We start from the raw sequence: 16,684 nt of genomic DNA, 5'->3' as shown, positions 1-16,684 counted from the left end.
CCCGCCGCGTAGCTCTCCATGACCGGGCCCGGGAACAGGGGCCCGCAGCAGGAGAGGTTCCCATGACCGACATTCGCCGCGCCGCCGCCCTCGCCGTCTTCGCCGCCGCCGCCTCGATGGGGGCGGCCGCGATCGCCGCCTCGGACATGGCGGGGGACAACCCGATGGTCGGGGGGGCGCCGATGTACGCCTCCAAGACCATCGTCGAGAACGCCGTCAACTCGAAGGACCATGAGACGCTGGTCGCCGCGGTGAAGGCCGCGGGGCTGGTCGACACGCTCTCGGGCGAGGGGCCGTTCACCGTCTTCGCGCCCACCGACGCGGCCTTCGCGGCGCTGCCCGCGGGCACGGTCGAGACGCTGCTGAAGCCCGCCAACAAGGCGACGCTGCAGAAGGTTCTGGCCTGCCACGTGGTCTCGGCCAAGGCGATGTCGACGGCGATCAAGGGGATGATCGCGGACGACGGCGGCGTGCACCCGGTGCCCACCGTGGGCGGCTGCACGCTGAAGGCCTGGAACAACGACGGCAAGATCATGCTGGAGGACGAGCGGGGCGACGTCGCCTCGGTCACCATCGCCGACGTCGAGCAGTCGAACGGCGTGATCCACGTGATCGACGCGGTGATGCTGCCCAGGGGCTGATCGCCGCGCGCACGGACCCCCGCGGTCCGTCCGTCCGGTTTCTCGCTCGCACCCATCCCACCGGACGGAGCGCGGGGATGCGGCCGGCGCCCCAGGCGCCGGCCGCATGCCGTTCGGGGGCGGCCGGCCGGCGTGGGCTCAGGCGGCGATCTGCACGAGGGCGGCGCCGGCGGCGATCAGCGCCATCAGGCCGGCGCGGGCGGGGCCCACCGGCTCGCGCAGCACCGCCCAGCCGATGAGGGCGGCGAAGATCACCGAGGTCTCGCGCATCGCCACCGCCTCGCCGACCTTGTCGAGCCGGGTGGCGAGCATCACCGCGCCGAAGGAGACGAAGGCGATAAGCGCCCCGATGAAGCCGCGCACGAGCAGCGGCGGCAGGGGCAGGCGCGCCTCGGGCGCCATGCGCGCGCGGCGGCGGGCGGCGAGGATCGGGAAGGTCCAGCCGTCGGCCACGAAGAACCAGGCGAGGAAGGTCAGCGGGTCCGCCGACTGCCGGATGCCCCAGGCGTCGTAGGTGGTGTAGAGCGCGATCAGCACCCCGGTGACGAGGGCGAGGCCGATGGCCGCCAGCATCGTCTCGGACTGCAGGGAGCGGCCGCGCAGGTTCAGGCCCGACAGCGCCATGATCCCCCCGGAGAGGAGGGCGACGCCGGCCCACTGGCCGGGCTCGAAATGCTCCCCCAGCGCCAGCGAGGCGAAGATGACGGTGCAGATCGGCGCTGTGCCGCGGGCGACGGGGTAGACCACCGTGTAGGCGCCGCGCTGGTAGGCCATGGCCTGCACGCACTTGTAGACGGTGTGGATCACCCAGACGCCCAGCAGGATCGGCCAGATCTCGGGCTCCGGCCAGGGCAGGACGAAGAGCGCGGCGAAGAGCGCGAGGATGAAGACGAAGAGGTCGATGGCGCCCCGGCTCTCCCACGGGCCGTAGCGGGATTTCTGCAGGGCCCCGAAGCAGGCGTGGGCGACGGCCGAGAGCAGCGCGAGCCCCAGCGCCACGTCCCCGGCCCAGGGCGTGCCCTCGACGGAGAGGATCCATTCGGTCATCCGGAGGCCCCGCCCGCGAAACGCGCGCGGCCCGCGCGGTGCGCGACGCCGGCCCCGGGGACCCCGAGCGCGACGCCGGTGCGCCGCCGCGGGCGGGAGGCCAGCCCCATGCACGCGCGGCGCGCGGCGGCTCCCTCGCGAGGGCGCAGGGCGGAGGGGTCCAGGATCTCCCCCCTCCGCGCGTCGCGCCGAGGGCGGAGGCCGCCGCGCGACGCGCGCGCCTCCGGCAGGCCCTCCGCCCGCGGCGGCGGACCGGCGTGGCGCCTGGGGCGGGCGGCGCCCGGCCCGAAGGTCGGCGCGATCCGGGCCTGAGAATTAGAGGCCGGCGCCGGGGAGGCGGCGGGCAGGCAGGGCGCGGGCAGGGCGGGCGCGGGGAGGGATCCCGGAGGCGCGGCGTGCGCCGCTTCCCGGTTCCTTCCCCAGTGCGCGCCCGCGCCTGCGGCTTGGCTCACGCGTCGGCTCCGGTGAGGGCGCGGGCGAACTCGTCGGGGTCGAAGGGGGCGAGGTCCTCGATGCTCTCGCCCACGCCGATCGCGTGGATCGGCAGGCCGAAGCGGTCGGCCAGCGCCACCAGCACGCCGCCCTTGGCGGTGCCGTCGAGCTTGGTCATCACCAGGCCCGAGACGTCGGCGGCCTTCTGGAACAGCTCCACCTGGCTCAGCGCGTTCTGGCCGACCGTCGCGTCCAGCACCAGCAGGGTGTTGTGGGGGGCGGTCGGGTCCTTCTTGCGGATCACGCGCACGATCTTCTCGAGCTCGGCCATCAGGTCGGCGCGGTTCTGCAAGCGGCCCGCGGTGTCGATCATCAGCAGGTCCGCGCCCTCGGCCTGGGCCTTGGTCATCGCGTCGAAGGCGAGGCTGGCGGGGTCCGAGCCCTGGGGGGCGGTCAGCACCGGCACCCCCGCGCGCTCGCCCCAGACCTGGAGCTGCTCGACCGCGGCGGCGCGGAAGGTGTCGCCGGCGGCGATCACCACCTTCTTGCCCGCGGCGCGGAGCTGGGAGGCGAGCTTGCCGATGGTCGTGGTCTTGCCCGAGCCGTTTACGCCCACCACCAGCACCACCTGCGGCTTCTGCCCGGTCAGGGGCAGGGGCCGCGCGACGGGGTCGAGCACCCGCGCGACCTCGGCCGCGAGCAGGCGCTTGATCTCGGAGGCGCCGACCTTCCGGCCGTAGCGTCCCTCGGCGAGGTTGGCGGAGATGCGCAGCGAGGCGTCGACGCCCAGGTCGGCCGCGATCAGCAGCTCCTCGAGGTTCTCCAGCAGCGCGTCGTCGAGCACGCGGCGCTTCTCGATCAGCGGCGCGGGGGAGGCGGCGGGGGCGGGAGCCACGGCCGGCGCCGCGGCGGGGGCGGCGGGCGCAGGCGCCTCGCCGCCGCCGCGCAGGCGGGCGAAGAAGCCGCGGCGGGGCTCGGCGGCGGGCGCTTGGGGCGCCGGCGACTGCGCTGCGGGAGACTGCGGTGCGGGAGAGTGGGGCGCAGGCGACTGCGGCGCCGGGGTCCGGGGCGCGTCGGGGCGGGCGGCCTCGCGCGGGGTCTCGGCGGGCGCTTCGGGGCGGGGCGCGGGCGGCATCTCGGCCGGGGGCGGCGCGGGGGTCTCGCGCGGCGGGGCCGGGGGCGCCTCGGGGGCGGGGGTGGGAACCTCGCGCGGGGGCTCGGGGACCTCCGGCGCGGGCGGGGGGGTCCTGGTCGGGGTCTCGGGCGCGGGCCGGGTCGGCGCCTCGGGCGGGGGCGCGGCGGGGGTCTCGGGCGCAGGGGCGGGCGCCTCGGGCGGCGGCGGCGCGGGGCGCTCGGAGGGGCGCGGCGCCGGCGTCTCGGCCGGGGGCGCGGGGATCTCCTCGGGCTCGCCCTCGGCCATCAGCTCGTCGAGGCCCTGCCCGATCCGGTCCGAGGACTTGAAGAGGCGGGACTTGAGCTTGTTGAAGAACGACATGGAAGATCCGATGAGCTGCCGCGCGGCGGAGGTCCGAACCCGGTCGGCATAGCGCGTAGGGGCAGGCGAGAAAAGGCCCGGCGTCGGGGCGAGCCGCCGGAGCCGCCGCGCGACGCGCCCGCCCGGGGCCGCCCGCGCGCCCGCGGCGGCGGGCGAGGCGTCGCGCCCGGGGCGGGCGTCTGTGGCTCCGCACGCGGCGCCCGACGCGGGCCGGGCGGGGCAAGGGGGCGGGGCTGCGGGGCGCAGGGAACCGGCGACGCGGCCCGCCGGAGGCGCTAGCATGACGTGGCGTCCCGCGCCTCGCGCCCGTCCCGCGTCCCTTCGTCCGGAGGCCCCATGTCCGCGCCGCTGCCCGACATCCGCACCGCGCCCGCGCAGGTCCAGGCCGAGGCGGCCGCCCTGCGCGCGGCGCTGGACGCGCAGATCCCGCCCAAGCGCGACATCGACCGCAACCTGCTGCTGGCCACCTGGAACATCTGCCAGTTCGCCTCGCTGTCGGACGGCTGGGAGGAGACGGGAGGCAGCCCCGTGCGCAACTGGCGCGGCCTGCACGCGATCGCCGAGATCGTCTCGCGGTTCGACGTGATCGCGGTGCAGGAGATCAAGGGCGACCTGCGCGCGCTGCGCACGCTGATGAAGACGCTGGGGCCGGAGTGGGGGTTCCTCGCGACCGACGTGAACCGGGGAGACCGGGGGAACGACGAGCGGATGGGGTTCCTGTTCGACCACGCGCGCGCCCGGCTCTCGGGCCTCGCCGGGGAGCTGACGATCCCGCTCGAGGGGCTGGAGGACAGCCCGCTGCGGGCCTTCGCGCGGGCGCCCTACGCGGTCAGCTTCCAGGCCGGGGCGCAGACCTTCATCCTCGCGGTCTGCCATGTCTTCTACGGCGACGACGGGCCCGTGGCGCTGGAGGAGCGGCGGCGCGAGATCGACGCCTTCGCCCGCTGGATGGCCGACTGGGCCGAGACCACCAACCGCTGGCACCAGGACCTGCTGGTGCTGGGCGACTTCAACATCGACCGGATGGGCGACCCGCTCTACGAGGCCTTCGTCTCCCGCGGGCTGCGGGCGCCGGAGGCGCTGCACGCCGTCCCCCGCACGATTTTCCAGAAACCCAGCTTCTACGACCAGGTGGCCTGGTTCGAGTCGGGCGACGGCGCGCGCGGGCTGACGATGGAGCTGCTCTCGGCCGGCGGCTTCGACTTCCGGCCGCATGTCTACGCGGACCCGCCGATGCCCTCCCGCTCGCTCGCCGCGCGGATCTCGGACCACTTTCCGTTGTGGGTGGAGTTCCGCGCGGCGGGGTGAGGGGCGGCCGCCTCAGGCCTTCTCGGCCTTGCGCGCGGCGAGGCCGAGCGCCAGCAGCGCCGAGCCGTCGGAGACGAAGGCGATGCCCGCCAGCAGCCCCAGCAGCCACAGGGCCGAGCCGGGGAAGGAGGCGTAGATCACCAGCGCCATGATCACCGCGGCGACGCCCGCGGCCGTCATCCAGCCCCAGCCCTGGGCGGGGCGCATGCGCAGCCCCTCGACGATGCGCACCGCGCCGGAGATGGCGAGCATCAGCACGATCACCAGCGAGAAGGCCATCAGCCCGGCCAGCGGATCGAAGATCACCAGCAGGGCGCCGATGATGTAGACGGCGCCGATCAGCAGGTGGCCGATCGCCTCGCGCCAGCCGCCCTTGCCGAAGCTCTGCGCCACCTGGGCGATGCCGGCGAGCAGGAAGGCCACCCCGATCCAGGCGTTGATCGCGACTGAGGCCAGGAACGGCGCGAGGATCGCGAAGACGCCCATCACGATCAGCAGAAGGCCGATCCCGACCAGCCACTTCCAGTTGCGCACCAGCACGTCCGGCATGGGAAAGGGAACCTGGGTCTGCGGGGTCATGGCGACTGCTCCTGTCTGGGGACTCCCGGGATACTTCGTCGGGAATCGGGCGGGTTCAACCGTGGAGCGCGATCAGGTGACGGTCGCGCGCGTCCGGAGCGGCCTGCGCGGAGGGTTTCGCGAGGGCGCTGTGAGAGGCGGGGAAGGCAGGCGAGAGGCCGATTATCAGCAGCGGATGGAGGCAAAGATCGCCGCCGGGCGTCAGGCGCGGCGGCGGGTCCGAGGTCCTCTCGGACGGTCTCCGGCGGCGACCGGCGCCTGCGGGGGAAGGCCGAAGGCAGCGTCTGCGGCGCGCCCAAGCCCGCCCGCAGGGCGCCTCCGGGCCTGCGCCTGCGCCCCCTGGGCGCAGGTCCGCCTCAGGCGGCGATCAGGCGCTCGCCGTCGCGGGCGGCGACGCGGACCTCGAGCAGCTCGCCGGGCGCGGCGGGGCGGGGGAGGATCACCTCGGCGAAGCCTTCGGAGCGGCCGCGGGTCTCGGTCTCCATCACCAGGCGCTCGGTCGCGCCGACGCGGCCGTCGAGCCAGGCGTCGCGCGCGGCCTCGCCCACGGCGCGCAGGCGCGCGGCGCGCGCCTTGCCCACGGACTTGGCGACCTGGGGCATGCGGGCGGCCGGCGTGCCCTTGCGGGGGCTGTAGGGGAAGACGTGCAGCCAGGTCAGGCCGCACTCCTCGACCAGCTTCAGGGAGTTGAGGAACATCTCCTCCGTCTCCGTGGGGAAGCCGGCGATCAGGTCGGCGCCGAAGACGATGTCGGGCCGGGCCTTGCGGATGTCCTCGCAGAAGCGGATCGCGTCGTCGCGCAGGTGGCGGCGCTTCATCCGCTTGAGGATCATGTCGTCGCCCGCCTGCAGCGACAGGTGCAGGTGGGGCATCAGCCGCGCGTCCGAGCCCACCGCGTCGACCAGCGCCGGGTCCGCCTCGACCGAGTCGATCGAGGAGATGCGCAGCCGCGGCAGGTCCGGGACCAGCCGCAGGATCCGCTGCACCAGGTCGCCCAGCGGCGGCTTGCCCGGCAGGTCGGCGCCCCAGGAGGTGAGGTCGACGCCGGTCAGCACCACCTCGTTGTAGCCCTGCGCGACCAGCCGGCGGATCTGCTCGACCACCACGCCTGCGGGCACGGAGCGGGAGTTTCCGCGGCCGTAGGGGATGATGCAGAAGGTGCAGCGATGGTCGCAGCCGTTCTGCACCTGCACGTAGGCGCGGGCGCGGGTGCCGAAGCCGTCGATCAGGTGGCCGGCGGTCTCGGTCGCCGACATGATATCGTCGACGCGGATCTTCTCGGTGTCGCCGATCAGGTCGGGGCCGCCGTTGGAGCCCAGCTTCTCCTCGGCCTTCAGGCGGGCCCAGGCGGGAGCCTGCATCTTCTCGGCGTTGCCCAGCACGAGGTCGACCTCCGGCATGCTGGCGAAGGTTTCGGGCTCGGTCTGGGCGGCGCAGCCGGTGACGATCAGGCGGGCGCCCGGGTTCTCGCGCCGCAGCTTGCGGATGCGCTGGCGGGCCTGGCGCACGGCCTCGGCGGTCACGGCGCAGGTGTTCACCACCACCGCGTCGCCCAGGCCCTGCTCGGCGGCGAGCGCCTTCATCGCCTCGGTCTCGTAGGCGTTCAGGCGGCAGCCGAAGGTCTCGAAGACCGGGGGGGCGGGTCGGTCCTGGGCCATGGGCTCACGCCTCCAGCGCCGCGAGGAAGGAAGGCGAAAGCTCGGCCTCGAAGACCGAGGCGACTGGGCCGGCCATCACCACGCCCTCGTCGCGCCAGTCGATCTCCAGCACGCCGCCGTCGAGCACGACCTCGGCCCGGCGCCCGGTCACGCCCCGCCGGGCGGCCGCGACCACCGCCGCGCAGGCGCCCGAGCCGCAGGCGAGCGTGACGCCCGCGCCCCGCTCCCACACCCGCAGCCGCAGGCGGTCGGGGGCGAGCAGCGAGATGAACTCGACGTTGGTGCGCTGGGGGAACAGGGGGTGGGTCTCGATCTGCGGGCCGCGGAGGGCGAGGTCCACCGCCTCGGCGTCGTCGACCACGAAGACGCAATGGGGGTTGCCCATCGACACCGCCGCCGGCGCGCCGGGCAGGGGCAGGGCGAGCGTGTCCACCGCCTCGGCCAGCGGGATCTCGGCCCAGTCCAGCGCCGGCGGGCCCATGTTCACCTCGATCAGCCCGTCGTCGCGCCGCCGGCCCGAGAGCCGCCCGGCCTGGGTGCGGATCTGCGCCATGCCGCGCCCCGTCTCGGCCAGCAGCAGCGAGGAGACGCAGCGGGTGGCGTTGCCGCAGGCGCCGGCGGTCGAGCCGTCGGAATTCCAGAAGATCAGGCCCGCGTCCGCCTGCGCGTCGCCCAGCTCGGCCGGGTCCACGATCTCGGCCAGCTGGTCGAAGCCCACGCCGCGGTGACGGTCGCCCAGCGCGCGGGCGAGCGCCGGCGTCACCCGGGTGCCGCCCCCGCGCGCGTCGATCACCACGAAATCGTTGCCCAGCCCGTGCATCTTGCGGAAGCGCAGGGCGGCGGAGGGTGCATCCTTGGCCATGGCGCGCATATACGCGCGCGCGCCCCGCCGCGCCAGCCCCGCGCGCCGCTCGGGCCGGCCCCGCGCCCTGCGCCCGGCGGGAGGCGGATCTGCGTCCCACGCCTCTGCCACGGGGTCGCGCCCGGCTTGCGCCGACTCGGCGCGGCGGTCACCTATGCGCCCGAAACGAAGGAGAGGATGCGTCCATGCCCGACGAGACCGCCCGCCCCGAAGCCGACCCCGCGCAATCCCCGCACGACTCCGCCGTCGAGCGCGTGCCCGCCGAGGCGCCGATGGGCCAGACGCTGATGCGCGGCTGGCGCGGCCGCTGCCCGCGCTGCGGGCAGGGGGGCCTGTTCCGCGCCTACCTCAAGGTGCGCGAGGAATGCCCCGCCTGCGGACAGTCCTTCCGCGGCCTGCGCGCCGACGACGGCCCGGCCTACGTCACCATCCTGATCGCCGGCCACCTCGCCATCCCGCTGATGTACTGGGGCGCGGAGTGGGAGAACATGTGGGTCTCGGTCGCCGCGATCTCCGCGGTGGTGCTGGTCGGCTCGCTGGCGCTCCTGCCGCGGGTGAAGGGGGCGTTCCTGGGCGTGCTCTGGCGAAGCGCCTGAGGGGGCCGCGCGCCGGGGAAACCGGCGCGCGGGCGCCTCACTGGGCGGTGTAGCCGCCGTCCACCACGTGATAGCCGCCGGTCATGAAGCTGGCCCGGTCGGAGAGCAGGAAGGCGATCAGCTCGCCCACCTCCTCCGGCCGGCCGAGCCGCTTGACCGGGTGCAGCTGCACGATGGGGTCGAGGTCGGCGACCGCGTTCTCGACCAGCGGCGTGCGGATGTAGCCGGGGCCGACCGCGTTGATGCGGATGCCCTGCTCGGCGTAGTCCATCGCCGCCGCCCGCGTCATGCCCACCACCGCGTGCTTCGCGGCGACGTAGCCCACCGCGTTCGCCCGTCCCACCGAGCCCAGGATCGAGGCGATGTTCACGATCGCCCCGCCGCCGGCCTTCAGCATCTGCGGGATCTGGGCGCGCATGCCCAGGAACACGCCGGTGAGGTTGATGGCGATGATCCGCTCCCAGTCCTCGACGGTCTGCTCGTGCACCGGGGCGCGCACGCCGGCGACGCCGGCGTTGTTCACCGCGAGGTTCAGCGCCCCCCAGCGGGCGACGGCGGCCTCGACCGCGCGGGCGTGATCGTCGGCCGAGGCGACGTCGGCGACGGCGACCTCGGCCTCGCCGCCCGCGTCGCGGATCTCGTCATGGGTGGCCTGGGCGAGCTGGCTGACCACGTCCGAGACGACGACCCGCGCCCCCTCGCGCGCGAGCTGCACCGCCGTGGCGCGCCCGATGCCCGAGCCTGCTCCGGTGACCAGCGCCACCTTGCCGTCGAAGTCCGGCATCGCGTTCCTCCCCGAATGGTCCGGCGGCCGGTCGCCGCGCGGTTGTTGTTTTGTATGGCTGTCTTAGCGTCCGCCGCCCCGCTCTCCAAGCCCCGCGCGGACCGCGGCCCGGCGCGGCGGCGCTCGCTGCGCGGCCTCGACGTCGCGGACGCGTCGCGAACGCTTGACCCCCGCCGCCCGGCCCCCTATCAGGACCCCCGGTCGGGCCGTTAGCTCAGTTGGTAGAGCAGCTGACTTTTAATCAGCGGGTCGCAGGTTCGAATCCTGCACGGCTCACCAAAATCAATCACTTAGCGGGATGGTTGTCCGAGCGTCCGACGGCGTCCGAGTCGGATGGTCAAGGCGGGTATCCAGAGCATAAAACACTAAGTCACTGTAGAAATTCTAGCCGATCGTGAACATTGAGCTCACCTTAGAGAAGTGGTTCCCAACAAGGTTGATTCCACCAATTTTCAGACCTTCGGAATTTCCATGCACGTTCAGTCCAAATGGTCGGAGGTCGACCTTATCGATTTCAGCTGTATTCGCTCCAGTCTCTCGCACTGATAAGATGATCGTTCCGGAGAAAACAACCTGCGTGCCGCCAAACATGCTTACAACAGACACTGATTTCTCAAGTGACTTTGACGCTGAAACTATTTCACGCAGCTTGCCGCCTGATGGGGTAGATATCCACACTAATGGGGGATGGCCTCGCCCAATGAGAATTGGGCTCTCGCCTGAAACATCTAATAGATAGCCGCCGCCGTCGAGCACATTGCTGCAGAAAATGAGCCGGTCGTACGGACGGTAGTTGCTCGGCAGTCGATCTTGTCTCGCCACTTTACTCACCGCCTTCTAGAGATTGTTTGGTTGGCTCGTGTCTGTCGAAAAAGCTTTGAATGTGCCTCAGTATGCGTGCTTTCTCAGTGGGCATTAAGAACCCTGCTCGGGGAATTATTACGCAGAGAAGAAAATTAAATACAATAAAACCTGCAATTATCGCGACAACCTTCTGCTCCGCAATGCTGATTCCGGCGATGCCATCTTCTATAAACTTCGGCACTAGTGGGACGAAATACCCAATGCCAATAAGCAGACTGGTCCTGGAAAGCGAGCAAAACACTGATGATCCTCGCTTGATTTCGTTGAAATCGGCAAGGCTGAGACTGTAATCCATTGTGGTTGTTTTTGAAAAAGCTTCGCTCTTTGAAATATTTATTGGCTTTTCTAGGTGTTGGTTCTTATACTCACTCACTTCGGGCACCTATTTATTTGACTGAATTCTTGGTCAATAAGAGAATTCAGGCGCTCAAAAATGGCGCGAGTTCTTGGTTGCATGGTGTAAGCGAGTGATCATGCGCGCCGCTGCGACCTTGCCTCATGTCCAGCACCGAGATCAGTCTAGGGGGCGCTGGCGATATCCGGCAAGGAGCAAAGCGCCCGCCCGAGTTCTGCCCGTGCTTTCAGTTCGCCCTGGTTGGGTTGGCAGTCAATTGATGGATGGCAGGTTTGAGTTGTCCATTGCTTCCAAAGATCAGGTGTCTGGTGCGATGGCCTTTGAGCGCTGGACGGGGTCTGCATTGGAAATTCGGTCAAAGCGCTCTCTCGATCGGATGGGTGTCATCATTGCCAGTTGGCTACTTGCTCGGCTCGTCGACAAGCAAATCTGTGCGCCTGTCTACCAATCGGTTCGCTCGTTGTTTTGCGCAGGTGGCGAATCAAATTGACTCACTGTTCAGACGTCGTGATTTTTCTGGATCATGGGCAACGCTGCTTCTGAATACGGATACGTTCTATATGTCGATGAGGCTGGCGACGACGGTCTCAAGCAGGTTCGTCCGGTAGATCCGGAGGGCGCCAGCGAGTGGCTCTGCATTGGCGCGGTTCTCGTGCGTGCTGCGAATGAGCACGAGGTAGTCGAGTGGGTTCGTGAAATTCGCGATGCAGTGCGGGCGCGACAGGGTCCAGCGCTGCACTACAGGAAACTGCAGCCATCTAGGCGCTTGAGGGCGGCTAGTATACTCTCTGAGAAACCGCTGCGTTCGTTCGTTGTTGCGTCGAATAAGCAAAATATGAGGGGGCACCGTAACGAGCGAGCTGCAATTCGTGGTGGGCAGCAGTATTTCTACAACTACTGCGTTCGATTGTTGATGGAGCGGGTTACGGATTTTTGTGCATGGCACTCTGGTGAGTATCGTGGAAATTTGCCATACATTAGGGTAATATTTAGCAAGCGAGGGGGACACTCCTATCAGCAGACGAAAGCATATTGGGAGATATTAAAGGCTCAGGCTAGTGGAAATTCAACCTATTTGCAAAAGTGGCAAATTCGTCATGAAACGCTTCGCTTCGGTCTCGTGGAGTACGTTTCGCACGATCGAGTCGCAGGCCTGCAGTTGGCTGATATTGTTGCAAGCGCCTTCTACCAGGCGGCTGATGCTAGATCTAAAAAATGGGACATTGAGCCCGCAAAAGCTCTTCGGCCCCGCATTGCGCTTGAGCCAAGAACTATTAGGCCGGGCCAGGTCGCGGCGGACTACGGGGTTGTGTTGCAGCCGACTTCAAAGAGAGAGCTTGGTGTTCTGACGGCTGAGCAGCGCAAGATATTTCAATTTTATGGTTATGATATCTAGAGTTAGGGGGAGTTGCGGGCCCTGGTCCCTGTGAACTGCCAACGATAGGCTGCCATCCGATGGGCAACCGTTCAGCAGTTTTCCGCCCGCTCAAATGGAGGGCGGAGAGGGCATTCTCCAGCGTATCCCGCAAACGCGATCGTCCGATAGTTGGGGACAAATGTAAAGTTGGACGCCTCCGCGCTCTCGCTGATGCGCTGGTCTAGTCAGTGGGGGCGGCGGGTACTTCTTGCCTGTCGATCATGCGGCCGACCCAGGGATCCGTTTTTCGCGGCCGGCTGCCCAACTCATGCTCGAGATCCCGGAGGAGGGAGCGAAGCCGCTCGAGGCTACGTCCCTGATCGAGTTCGGTCGGCAGGGCGAGGACCCCCGCGGCCGCCATCATCCGATGCTCAGCTTCGATCCGGTCCTGCGTGGCAATGATCTGGCCGAGATGGTTGCAAAGCTCGGAATGGCACCGCTCGAGGAGAAGGCGGTTCGTCATGTCGGGAGACCTCCGAAGCTGATCGCCGCGGCCAGGGCGGCGGCGAAGATCACGCCGGCGGCGAAGATCCCAAGCGGGAACATCTTCACCAGCAGGCGGAGCGGACTGGTCCGGTATCGCCAGACGTAGTGCGGGCGAGAGCTCACGAACCCCTCAGCTGAGCGGACGACAGGGCTGACGTTGTCGAAGCGGAATCGGCCCAGATCCGTCTCGAGCTCGCCGACCGCGTGCCCGCCGTCCGGCGTCTCGACATGCCAGAGCGTGGCCTTGCCGCTGAATATCAGGGCGCGGATCATCGGCCAGGTCCCGCCGTAGACCTTGGCGAGGACGGTCAGGCTGAAATCCTCGCAGTCCCCCACCAGCTGCGGCGGCGAACCCTGCGGGCGCATCACGCGCCAGCGATCGAACCAGCCGTCTGGGCGATAGACGAACTGGCGGCGCACCTCCTCGAAGGCCTCGAGGAGGGCGGCGTGGGGAATAGGCGTGGTCATCCGAGATCCTCCCGGCTCAGGGCCGGCGCGCGCCGGGCGTGGCGCTTCGCCTTGAGCGCGGTCTTTCGCGCGGCCGCGGCCCGGATCTTGGCGTCCTTGTCCGCCGCCTTCCTGCGCCGCTGACGGCTGCCCTTGGTCTTGCGGGGGGTGTCGTCCCAGAGCGCGCGCTGGCGCGCCAGGCGGGCCTCTGCGCGGCGCGTGCCGGCATCGGCCTGGCGGCCGCCGTCTCCGGTCAGGCCGGTGAGAAAGTCCGAGAGCTTCAACGGTCGTCCTCCGGTTCGTCGGCGGCCGGACCACCCGGGCGCCGCATGGCTTCAACGGCCCGCTTCGCGCCGGCGAAGGAGGCGGGGTTGTAGGTCTGGCCGAGGCGGGCGTTCTTGTCGGACTGGTTGCCCAGCCCGTCCGCGCGGTCGCGTTCGGTGGAGCCGCCCTCGCGCGACCACCACGCCCAGGAGCGGCGGAGGTCGCGGAACTGGACGTCGCGCAGCGAGGGCATCCGCTTCGCCGCGGCTTTGCGGATCTCGGCGAAGCGGTGGCGGAAGTGGTCGTCGAGGTAGGCGGCGCCATCCTCGCGCGCGATCATGGGTGCGTCGGGATCGGCGCCGGCGGCCTCGAGCTCGGCGCGTCGCGCGGCGATGCGGGGGAGCAGCTCGGAATGCAGCGGGATCGCGGCCGACTTCTGCGAAGATCCCGCCCGGGCCTTCGAGCGGGCGAAGCGCCAGACGTCGTCCGCGCCGAACTCGCCCAGCGTGGCCGCCAGGACGTCGGCCTGACGCTGTCCCTGATACCAGGCGAGAGCGATCGCCAGCGCCATCCCGGGCCAGCCCTTGCGCTCGGCCGCGGCCAGCAGGGCGTCGAACTCCTCCCAGCTCAGAACGCGGTCGCGCGGCGGCGGCGTGGTCAGCTTGAGGCGGGTGGCGGGGTTGTGCTGCACCCAGCCGATCCGCTCCCCGTAGGAGAACAGGACCGAGAAGACGCGCACGTCGTGCACGGCGAGGCTCTCGCCGCTCTCACGGTGCAGCGTCTCGAACCATTCGTAGACGATCGGCTTGGTGAAGGTCGCGGCACGCGCGTCCCCCCACTTCTTCTCGATCCGCCGGAGGGTGGCGTCATAGTCGCGCTGGGTCGCGGGGCGCAGCTTCGTCCAGGCCGGCGACTGGCGGTAGCGCGCGGCAAGGGCCGAGACGGTGCGCGTCGCGCCGGCGGTCAGCGTTACGCCCTCGCGCGCCTGCAGCACCTTGCGGTTCAGGCCGGCGGCCTGGCGCAGCGACCAGGTCAGCCGGTTCGGATCGAGCTCGACCGGCTCGAACCCCAGCTGGCGCGCGGCCGAGGAGGGCTCCCACCACAGACGCCAGGATCCGTCGGCGCGGGGGCGGTCGCGGAGCCCGGCGGGCGGCGGCTCGCGCCGCGCCTCCAGCTCCGCGAGCGGACCGAGGCGCGGCGGTTTCGGGCGGGAGGTGGGGCGGCGGCTCATGCTTGCGCCGCCCTGCGCATCAGGATCGCGCGGTCGACCGCGAGATCCTCGGGCGAGAGATCCGGAACCCCGGCGACGGACGCCGGCGGGCGGTCCATCCAGGCGAGGACCTCACCTGTCCGCCATAGGTATTCCCGCCCGGCCATGCGCGCCGGCGGCGGGAAGTCCTCCTCGTCCTCGAGCCGCCGACGTGCGCCGCGGAAGGATTGGGCGGAGGCGTAGCCCAGCAGGTCGGCGACCTCGGCCGAGCGGACGAAGACGCGGGGCGGCTGAACCGCGGGGTTCGAGAGGGAGGGGCCGGGCGGCGTTCTCATTCGCGAGCCCTCCGCGTCGCCAGGCCGACCCCGAGGCCGGCGAGAAACCCGCCCAGGCCGCAGAGGAACAGCGCGAAGCCGATGCTCTCGGCCATGGCTCAGCCCTCCCCCAGCATCTTCGTCGAAGGGCTCAGGGGAGGTGCGAGCGTGATGACGTTTGCCCGCGCCAGATCGGGGAGCGGCGTGCGGGATCGCTCGCGCCGGCTTGCGAGCCTGTCGGCGACGGTGCGGATCCGAGCGGCTTCCGCCCTGCGGGCCTGCAGCTCTCGCAGCGCGGCGGGCGCGCAGAGGCACAGAAGCGCAACGCCCTCGGCGGACGCGCGCCGTTCAAGCACCTGGTCGGCGACGTCGGCCAGTTGGTCGAGGACTTCGTCGCTGATCGGCGGCAGCGGCGGTGGAACGGGTGCAGGCATGAGGCCCTCCTATTGCGGATTGCCTCAGAATATGAGCACAGCTAATCCATTCTTCAAGCCAAAAAACTAGCCACGCTCATATTGTGGCCGGCGATGAGATGCTAAGGTCCCCTTTGGGCTGCGTTGGCAGTCCAAAAAAATTAGGGGCGGAAATGACAAGATACTCCCGAGAGCTGGCGGCCGTATTGGGCCAGCTGGATGCATCAAGCCGGAGGCGTGTTTATTTGTATGCGGTGAAGTTGAGGTTGGGGGCTATTGCCCGGCAAGCCGTTTTGCAAGCTGCAGCAGTGCTGCTTGATCTTCTTCCGACAGCGTGCGCGCGACGTCGAGAATCTCAAACGGGAGGCGTGCGTCTTCGGGGCGCTCGAAAAGGTCGCTCACGCTCACATTGAGCGCCTTCGCCATGAGTTCGAGCGTTTCCAGGCCCGGCCGATCACGGCCGCGCTCGATATGACTAACCATGGATTGCGTAATCCCGGCGGCCGCGGCGAGCTCTTCCTGGGTGATCCCGGCCGCCCGTCTGATATCGCGCACTCGAAGCTTCATGGGCCCGCTTATGAATGGGGCTAATGTTGCCGTCGATATGCCGAGGCTCATGTTTCGGGTTCGCTAAGATTGACAGAAATATGGGTTTGGCTAATATGAGGCCGCCATGCACCCACTCGCAACCTACCGAGCAGAGAAAAACCAAACGCAGGCCGCGCTCGCGCACGAGCTCGGCGTCTCCCAGAGCTTCGTCTCGATGCTCGAAACCGGAAGGGAGCTTCCGGGTTTGCGGTTGGCGCAACGGATCGAGGCGCTGACCGAGGGAAGCGTCCCCTGCAGCGTCTGGGTCAACAACACGAAGGGCACGAATTCGACCGAGCGCCCGACCCTGGCCGCGGAGTGATCGAGATGGATGAAAGCACTTCCGAGATCGTCAGTCTTTCGCGGCAGGCCGCGAGCGGCGGCGTGATCCTCCGCGGTCGGATGGAAATGGAGCCGCTTCCCAGCCTGACCGATTACCCCGATGCGTTCTTCGCGGTTCTGCGCAAGCCGCCCGATCGCGCCTCGGATCTTCGCGCGCGTCTGCTGCGGGAGTGTGGATCAGCCCTCCCGTCCGGCCTCGAGCCGCATGAGAAGGTCGTCCAGGGCGAGCTCGATCCCGGGGCGGAAGGTTGGATCCGCCGCATCCGCCGCCTCACCGAATGCGCGTCTCAGCCCATCGGCATCTGTCGCGCCGCTGCGCACGAAAGCGATCATTGCCGCTTCAAGGATCGCAATATGCTCGCGCTGCGTGCGGATCGCATGGGCCAGTTCCTCGATCGCAGCGCGCGTAATGGACTGGATATCGGCCAGCTCCGCGACCTGTTGCTGGATCGTTTTCTTCGGCGGCTTCGCCATCTGTCGAATCTCCCCTTTGCAATCCGGGGATGGTGGCGGTGAGCCGGCGCCTCCTCAACCTCGTTCCTCCCTGCGGCCGTGGCTCCTCGGCTCGGCCGCCCTCGGCCG

At 69.7% G+C, this 16,684-nt stretch carries 19 protein-coding genes and 1 tRNA gene; 7 read left to right on the top strand and 13 right to left on the bottom strand.

The features are described from left to right. Positions 1-62: 62 nt before the first annotated feature. On the top strand, positions 63-641 hold the full coding sequence (locus P2H44_RS22880; RefSeq protein ID WP_275767391.1) for a fasciclin domain-containing protein: 579 nt from the start codon (positions 63-65) through the stop codon (positions 639-641). Between the two features lie 138 nt (positions 642-779). Here P2H44_RS22880 and P2H44_RS22875 read toward each other — a convergent pair whose 3' ends face one another. Together P2H44_RS22875 and ftsY are read right to left on the bottom strand one after the other, a co-directional pair. Beyond that, positions 780-1,688, bottom strand: coding sequence for a DMT family transporter (locus tag P2H44_RS22875; RefSeq protein WP_275767389.1), 909 nt, complete (start codon positions 1,686-1,688; stop codon positions 780-782). A gap of 448 nt (positions 1,689-2,136) precedes the next feature. Next, complete coding sequence (gene ftsY / locus P2H44_RS22870; protein ID WP_275767388.1) at positions 2,137-3,615, bottom strand: signal recognition particle-docking protein FtsY; 1,479 nt, start codon at positions 3,613-3,615, stop codon at positions 2,137-2,139. A 336-nt stretch (positions 3,616-3,951) separates the two neighbouring features. On the opposite strand from ftsY, the gene P2H44_RS22865 reads away from it, so the two are divergent. Next, entirely contained in the window at positions 3,952-4,923 is a 972-nt protein-coding gene (locus P2H44_RS22865) for an endonuclease/exonuclease/phosphatase family protein (protein WP_275767386.1), read from the top strand. A gap of 12 nt (positions 4,924-4,935) precedes the next feature. Here P2H44_RS22865 and P2H44_RS22860 read toward each other — a convergent pair whose 3' ends face one another. The 3 genes from P2H44_RS22860 to dapF form a co-directional block, all read right to left on the bottom strand. Continuing rightward, complete coding sequence (locus P2H44_RS22860) at positions 4,936-5,502, bottom strand: HdeD family acid-resistance protein (RefSeq protein ID WP_275767384.1); 567 nt, start codon at positions 5,500-5,502, stop codon at positions 4,936-4,938. Between the two features lie 356 nt (positions 5,503-5,858). Further along, on the bottom strand, positions 5,859-7,160 hold the full coding sequence (gene mtaB, locus P2H44_RS22855; protein WP_275767382.1) for a tRNA (N(6)-L-threonylcarbamoyladenosine(37)-C(2))-methylthiotransferase MtaB: 1,302 nt from the start codon (positions 7,158-7,160) through the stop codon (positions 5,859-5,861). Positions 7,161-7,164: 4 nt separating this feature from the next. Continuing rightward, positions 7,165-8,022, bottom strand: a complete 858-nt coding sequence (gene dapF / locus P2H44_RS22850; protein ID WP_275767381.1) for a diaminopimelate epimerase — start codon at positions 8,020-8,022, stop codon at positions 7,165-7,167. 185 nt (positions 8,023-8,207) lie between these two features. Between dapF and P2H44_RS22845 the strand changes: the two genes are divergently transcribed. Further along, positions 8,208-8,618, top strand: a complete 411-nt coding sequence (locus tag P2H44_RS22845; RefSeq protein ID WP_275767379.1) for a DUF983 domain-containing protein — start codon at positions 8,208-8,210, stop codon at positions 8,616-8,618. A gap of 37 nt (positions 8,619-8,655) precedes the next feature. On the opposite strand, the gene P2H44_RS22840 is transcribed toward P2H44_RS22845, so the two are convergent. Next, positions 8,656-9,402 carry an SDR family NAD(P)-dependent oxidoreductase gene (locus P2H44_RS22840; RefSeq protein WP_275767377.1) on the bottom strand — a complete coding sequence of 249 codons (747 nt, stop codon included), beginning with the start codon at positions 9,400-9,402 and terminating at the stop codon, positions 8,656-8,658. Between the two features lie 203 nt (positions 9,403-9,605). On the opposite strand from P2H44_RS22840, the gene P2H44_RS22835 reads away from it, so the two are divergent. Together P2H44_RS22835 and P2H44_RS22830 are read left to right on the top strand one after the other, a co-directional pair. Next, positions 9,606-9,681, top strand: a tRNA-Lys gene (locus P2H44_RS22835). A 1,463-nt stretch (positions 9,682-11,144) separates the two neighbouring features. Beyond that, positions 11,145-12,017 carry a DUF3800 domain-containing protein gene (locus P2H44_RS22830; RefSeq protein WP_275767375.1) on the top strand — a complete coding sequence of 291 codons (873 nt, stop codon included), beginning with the start codon at positions 11,145-11,147 and terminating at the stop codon, positions 12,015-12,017. A gap of 202 nt (positions 12,018-12,219) precedes the next feature. Here P2H44_RS22830 and P2H44_RS22825 read toward each other — a convergent pair whose 3' ends face one another. The 7 genes from P2H44_RS22825 to P2H44_RS22795 form a co-directional block, all read right to left on the bottom strand. Next, on the bottom strand, positions 12,220-12,501 hold the full coding sequence (locus P2H44_RS22825; RefSeq protein ID WP_275767373.1) for a hypothetical protein: 282 nt from the start codon (positions 12,499-12,501) through the stop codon (positions 12,220-12,222). Beyond that, entirely contained in the window at positions 12,498-12,992 is a 495-nt protein-coding gene (locus P2H44_RS22820) for a transglutaminase-like domain-containing protein (RefSeq protein WP_275767371.1), read from the bottom strand. Before P2H44_RS22820 ends, P2H44_RS22825 begins: the two co-directional genes overlap by 4 nt. After that, complete coding sequence (locus P2H44_RS22815; protein ID WP_275767369.1) at positions 12,989-13,255, bottom strand: hypothetical protein; 267 nt, start codon at positions 13,253-13,255, stop codon at positions 12,989-12,991. Before P2H44_RS22815 ends, P2H44_RS22820 begins: the two co-directional genes overlap by 4 nt. Further along, the gene (locus tag P2H44_RS22810) at positions 13,252-14,466 is read right to left on the bottom strand and encodes a tyrosine-type recombinase/integrase (RefSeq protein WP_275767367.1); all 1,215 of its coding nucleotides are present in this window, start codon (positions 14,464-14,466) and stop codon (positions 13,252-13,254) included. Before P2H44_RS22810 ends, P2H44_RS22815 begins: the two co-directional genes overlap by 4 nt. Continuing rightward, positions 14,463-14,780: a helix-turn-helix transcriptional regulator gene (locus tag P2H44_RS22805; RefSeq protein ID WP_275767365.1), complete on the bottom strand. Its 318-nt coding sequence runs from the start codon at positions 14,778-14,780 to the stop codon at positions 14,463-14,465. Before P2H44_RS22805 ends, P2H44_RS22810 begins: the two co-directional genes overlap by 4 nt. Positions 14,781-14,878: 98 nt before the next feature. After that, a complete protein-coding gene (locus tag P2H44_RS22800; protein ID WP_275767364.1) occupies positions 14,879-15,193 on the bottom strand; it encodes a hypothetical protein in 315 nt (104 codons plus the stop codon). Positions 15,194-15,445: 252 nt separating this feature from the next. Next, positions 15,446-15,739, bottom strand: coding sequence for a helix-turn-helix domain-containing protein (locus P2H44_RS22795; protein WP_275767363.1), 294 nt, complete (start codon positions 15,737-15,739; stop codon positions 15,446-15,448). 106 nt (positions 15,740-15,845) lie between these two features. On the opposite strand from P2H44_RS22795, the gene P2H44_RS22790 reads away from it, so the two are divergent. Together P2H44_RS22790 and P2H44_RS22785 are read left to right on the top strand one after the other, a co-directional pair. After that, a complete protein-coding gene (locus P2H44_RS22790; RefSeq protein ID WP_275767361.1) occupies positions 15,846-16,082 on the top strand; it encodes a helix-turn-helix transcriptional regulator in 237 nt (78 codons plus the stop codon). Between the two features lie 5 nt (positions 16,083-16,087). Next, positions 16,088-16,618, top strand: a complete 531-nt coding sequence (locus tag P2H44_RS22785; RefSeq protein ID WP_275767359.1) for a hypothetical protein — start codon at positions 16,088-16,090, stop codon at positions 16,616-16,618. The last annotated feature ends 66 nt before the right edge of the window (positions 16,619-16,684 follow it).

The organism is Albimonas marina, assembly GCF_029223255.1.
In the GTDB taxonomy this organism is placed as follows: Bacteria; Pseudomonadota; Alphaproteobacteria; order Rhodobacterales; family Rhodobacteraceae; genus Albimonas.
The sequence above is the reverse complement of the archived record's forward strand: the minus strand, read 5'-3'. Positions and strand labels throughout refer to the sequence as shown.

Excerpts from the sequence above, each read along its gene's own strand:
- P2H44_RS22860 (WP_275767384.1), bottom strand. The coding sequence starts at position 5,502 with ATGACCCCGCAGACCCAGGTTCCCTTTCCCATGCCGGACGTGCTGGTG.
- P2H44_RS22785 (WP_275767359.1), top strand. The coding sequence starts at position 16,088 with ATGGATGAAAGCACTTCCGAGATCGTCAGTCTTTCGCGGCAGGCCGCG.
- P2H44_RS22880 (WP_275767391.1), top strand. The coding sequence starts at position 63 with ATGACCGACATTCGCCGCGCCGCCGCCCTCGCCGTCTTCGCCGCCGCC.
- P2H44_RS22825 (WP_275767373.1), bottom strand. The coding sequence starts at position 12,501 with ATGACGAACCGCCTTCTCCTCGAGCGGTGCCATTCCGAGCTTTGCAAC.
- P2H44_RS22800 (WP_275767364.1), bottom strand. The coding sequence starts at position 15,193 with ATGCCTGCACCCGTTCCACCGCCGCTGCCGCCGATCAGCGACGAAGTC.
- P2H44_RS22845 (WP_275767379.1), top strand. The coding sequence starts at position 8,208 with ATGCCCGACGAGACCGCCCGCCCCGAAGCCGACCCCGCGCAATCCCCG.
- P2H44_RS22865 (WP_275767386.1), top strand. The coding sequence starts at position 3,952 with ATGTCCGCGCCGCTGCCCGACATCCGCACCGCGCCCGCGCAGGTCCAG.
- P2H44_RS22790 (WP_275767361.1), top strand. The coding sequence starts at position 15,846 with ATGCACCCACTCGCAACCTACCGAGCAGAGAAAAACCAAACGCAGGCC.
- P2H44_RS22820 (WP_275767371.1), bottom strand. The coding sequence starts at position 12,992 with ATGACCACGCCTATTCCCCACGCCGCCCTCCTCGAGGCCTTCGAGGAG.
- P2H44_RS22840 (WP_275767377.1), bottom strand. The coding sequence starts at position 9,402 with ATGCCGGACTTCGACGGCAAGGTGGCGCTGGTCACCGGAGCAGGCTCG.
- P2H44_RS22805 (WP_275767365.1), bottom strand. The coding sequence starts at position 14,780 with ATGAGAACGCCGCCCGGCCCCTCCCTCTCGAACCCCGCGGTTCAGCCG.
- ftsY (WP_275767388.1), bottom strand. The coding sequence starts at position 3,615 with ATGTCGTTCTTCAACAAGCTCAAGTCCCGCCTCTTCAAGTCCTCGGAC.
- mtaB (WP_275767382.1), bottom strand. The coding sequence starts at position 7,160 with ATGGCCCAGGACCGACCCGCCCCCCCGGTCTTCGAGACCTTCGGCTGC.
- P2H44_RS22830 (WP_275767375.1), top strand. The coding sequence starts at position 11,145 with ATGGGCAACGCTGCTTCTGAATACGGATACGTTCTATATGTCGATGAG.
- dapF (WP_275767381.1), bottom strand. The coding sequence starts at position 8,022 with ATGGCCAAGGATGCACCCTCCGCCGCCCTGCGCTTCCGCAAGATGCAC.
- P2H44_RS22795 (WP_275767363.1), bottom strand. The coding sequence starts at position 15,739 with ATGAAGCTTCGAGTGCGCGATATCAGACGGGCGGCCGGGATCACCCAG.
- P2H44_RS22875 (WP_275767389.1), bottom strand. The coding sequence starts at position 1,688 with ATGACCGAATGGATCCTCTCCGTCGAGGGCACGCCCTGGGCCGGGGAC.
- P2H44_RS22810 (WP_275767367.1), bottom strand. The coding sequence starts at position 14,466 with ATGAGCCGCCGCCCCACCTCCCGCCCGAAACCGCCGCGCCTCGGTCCG.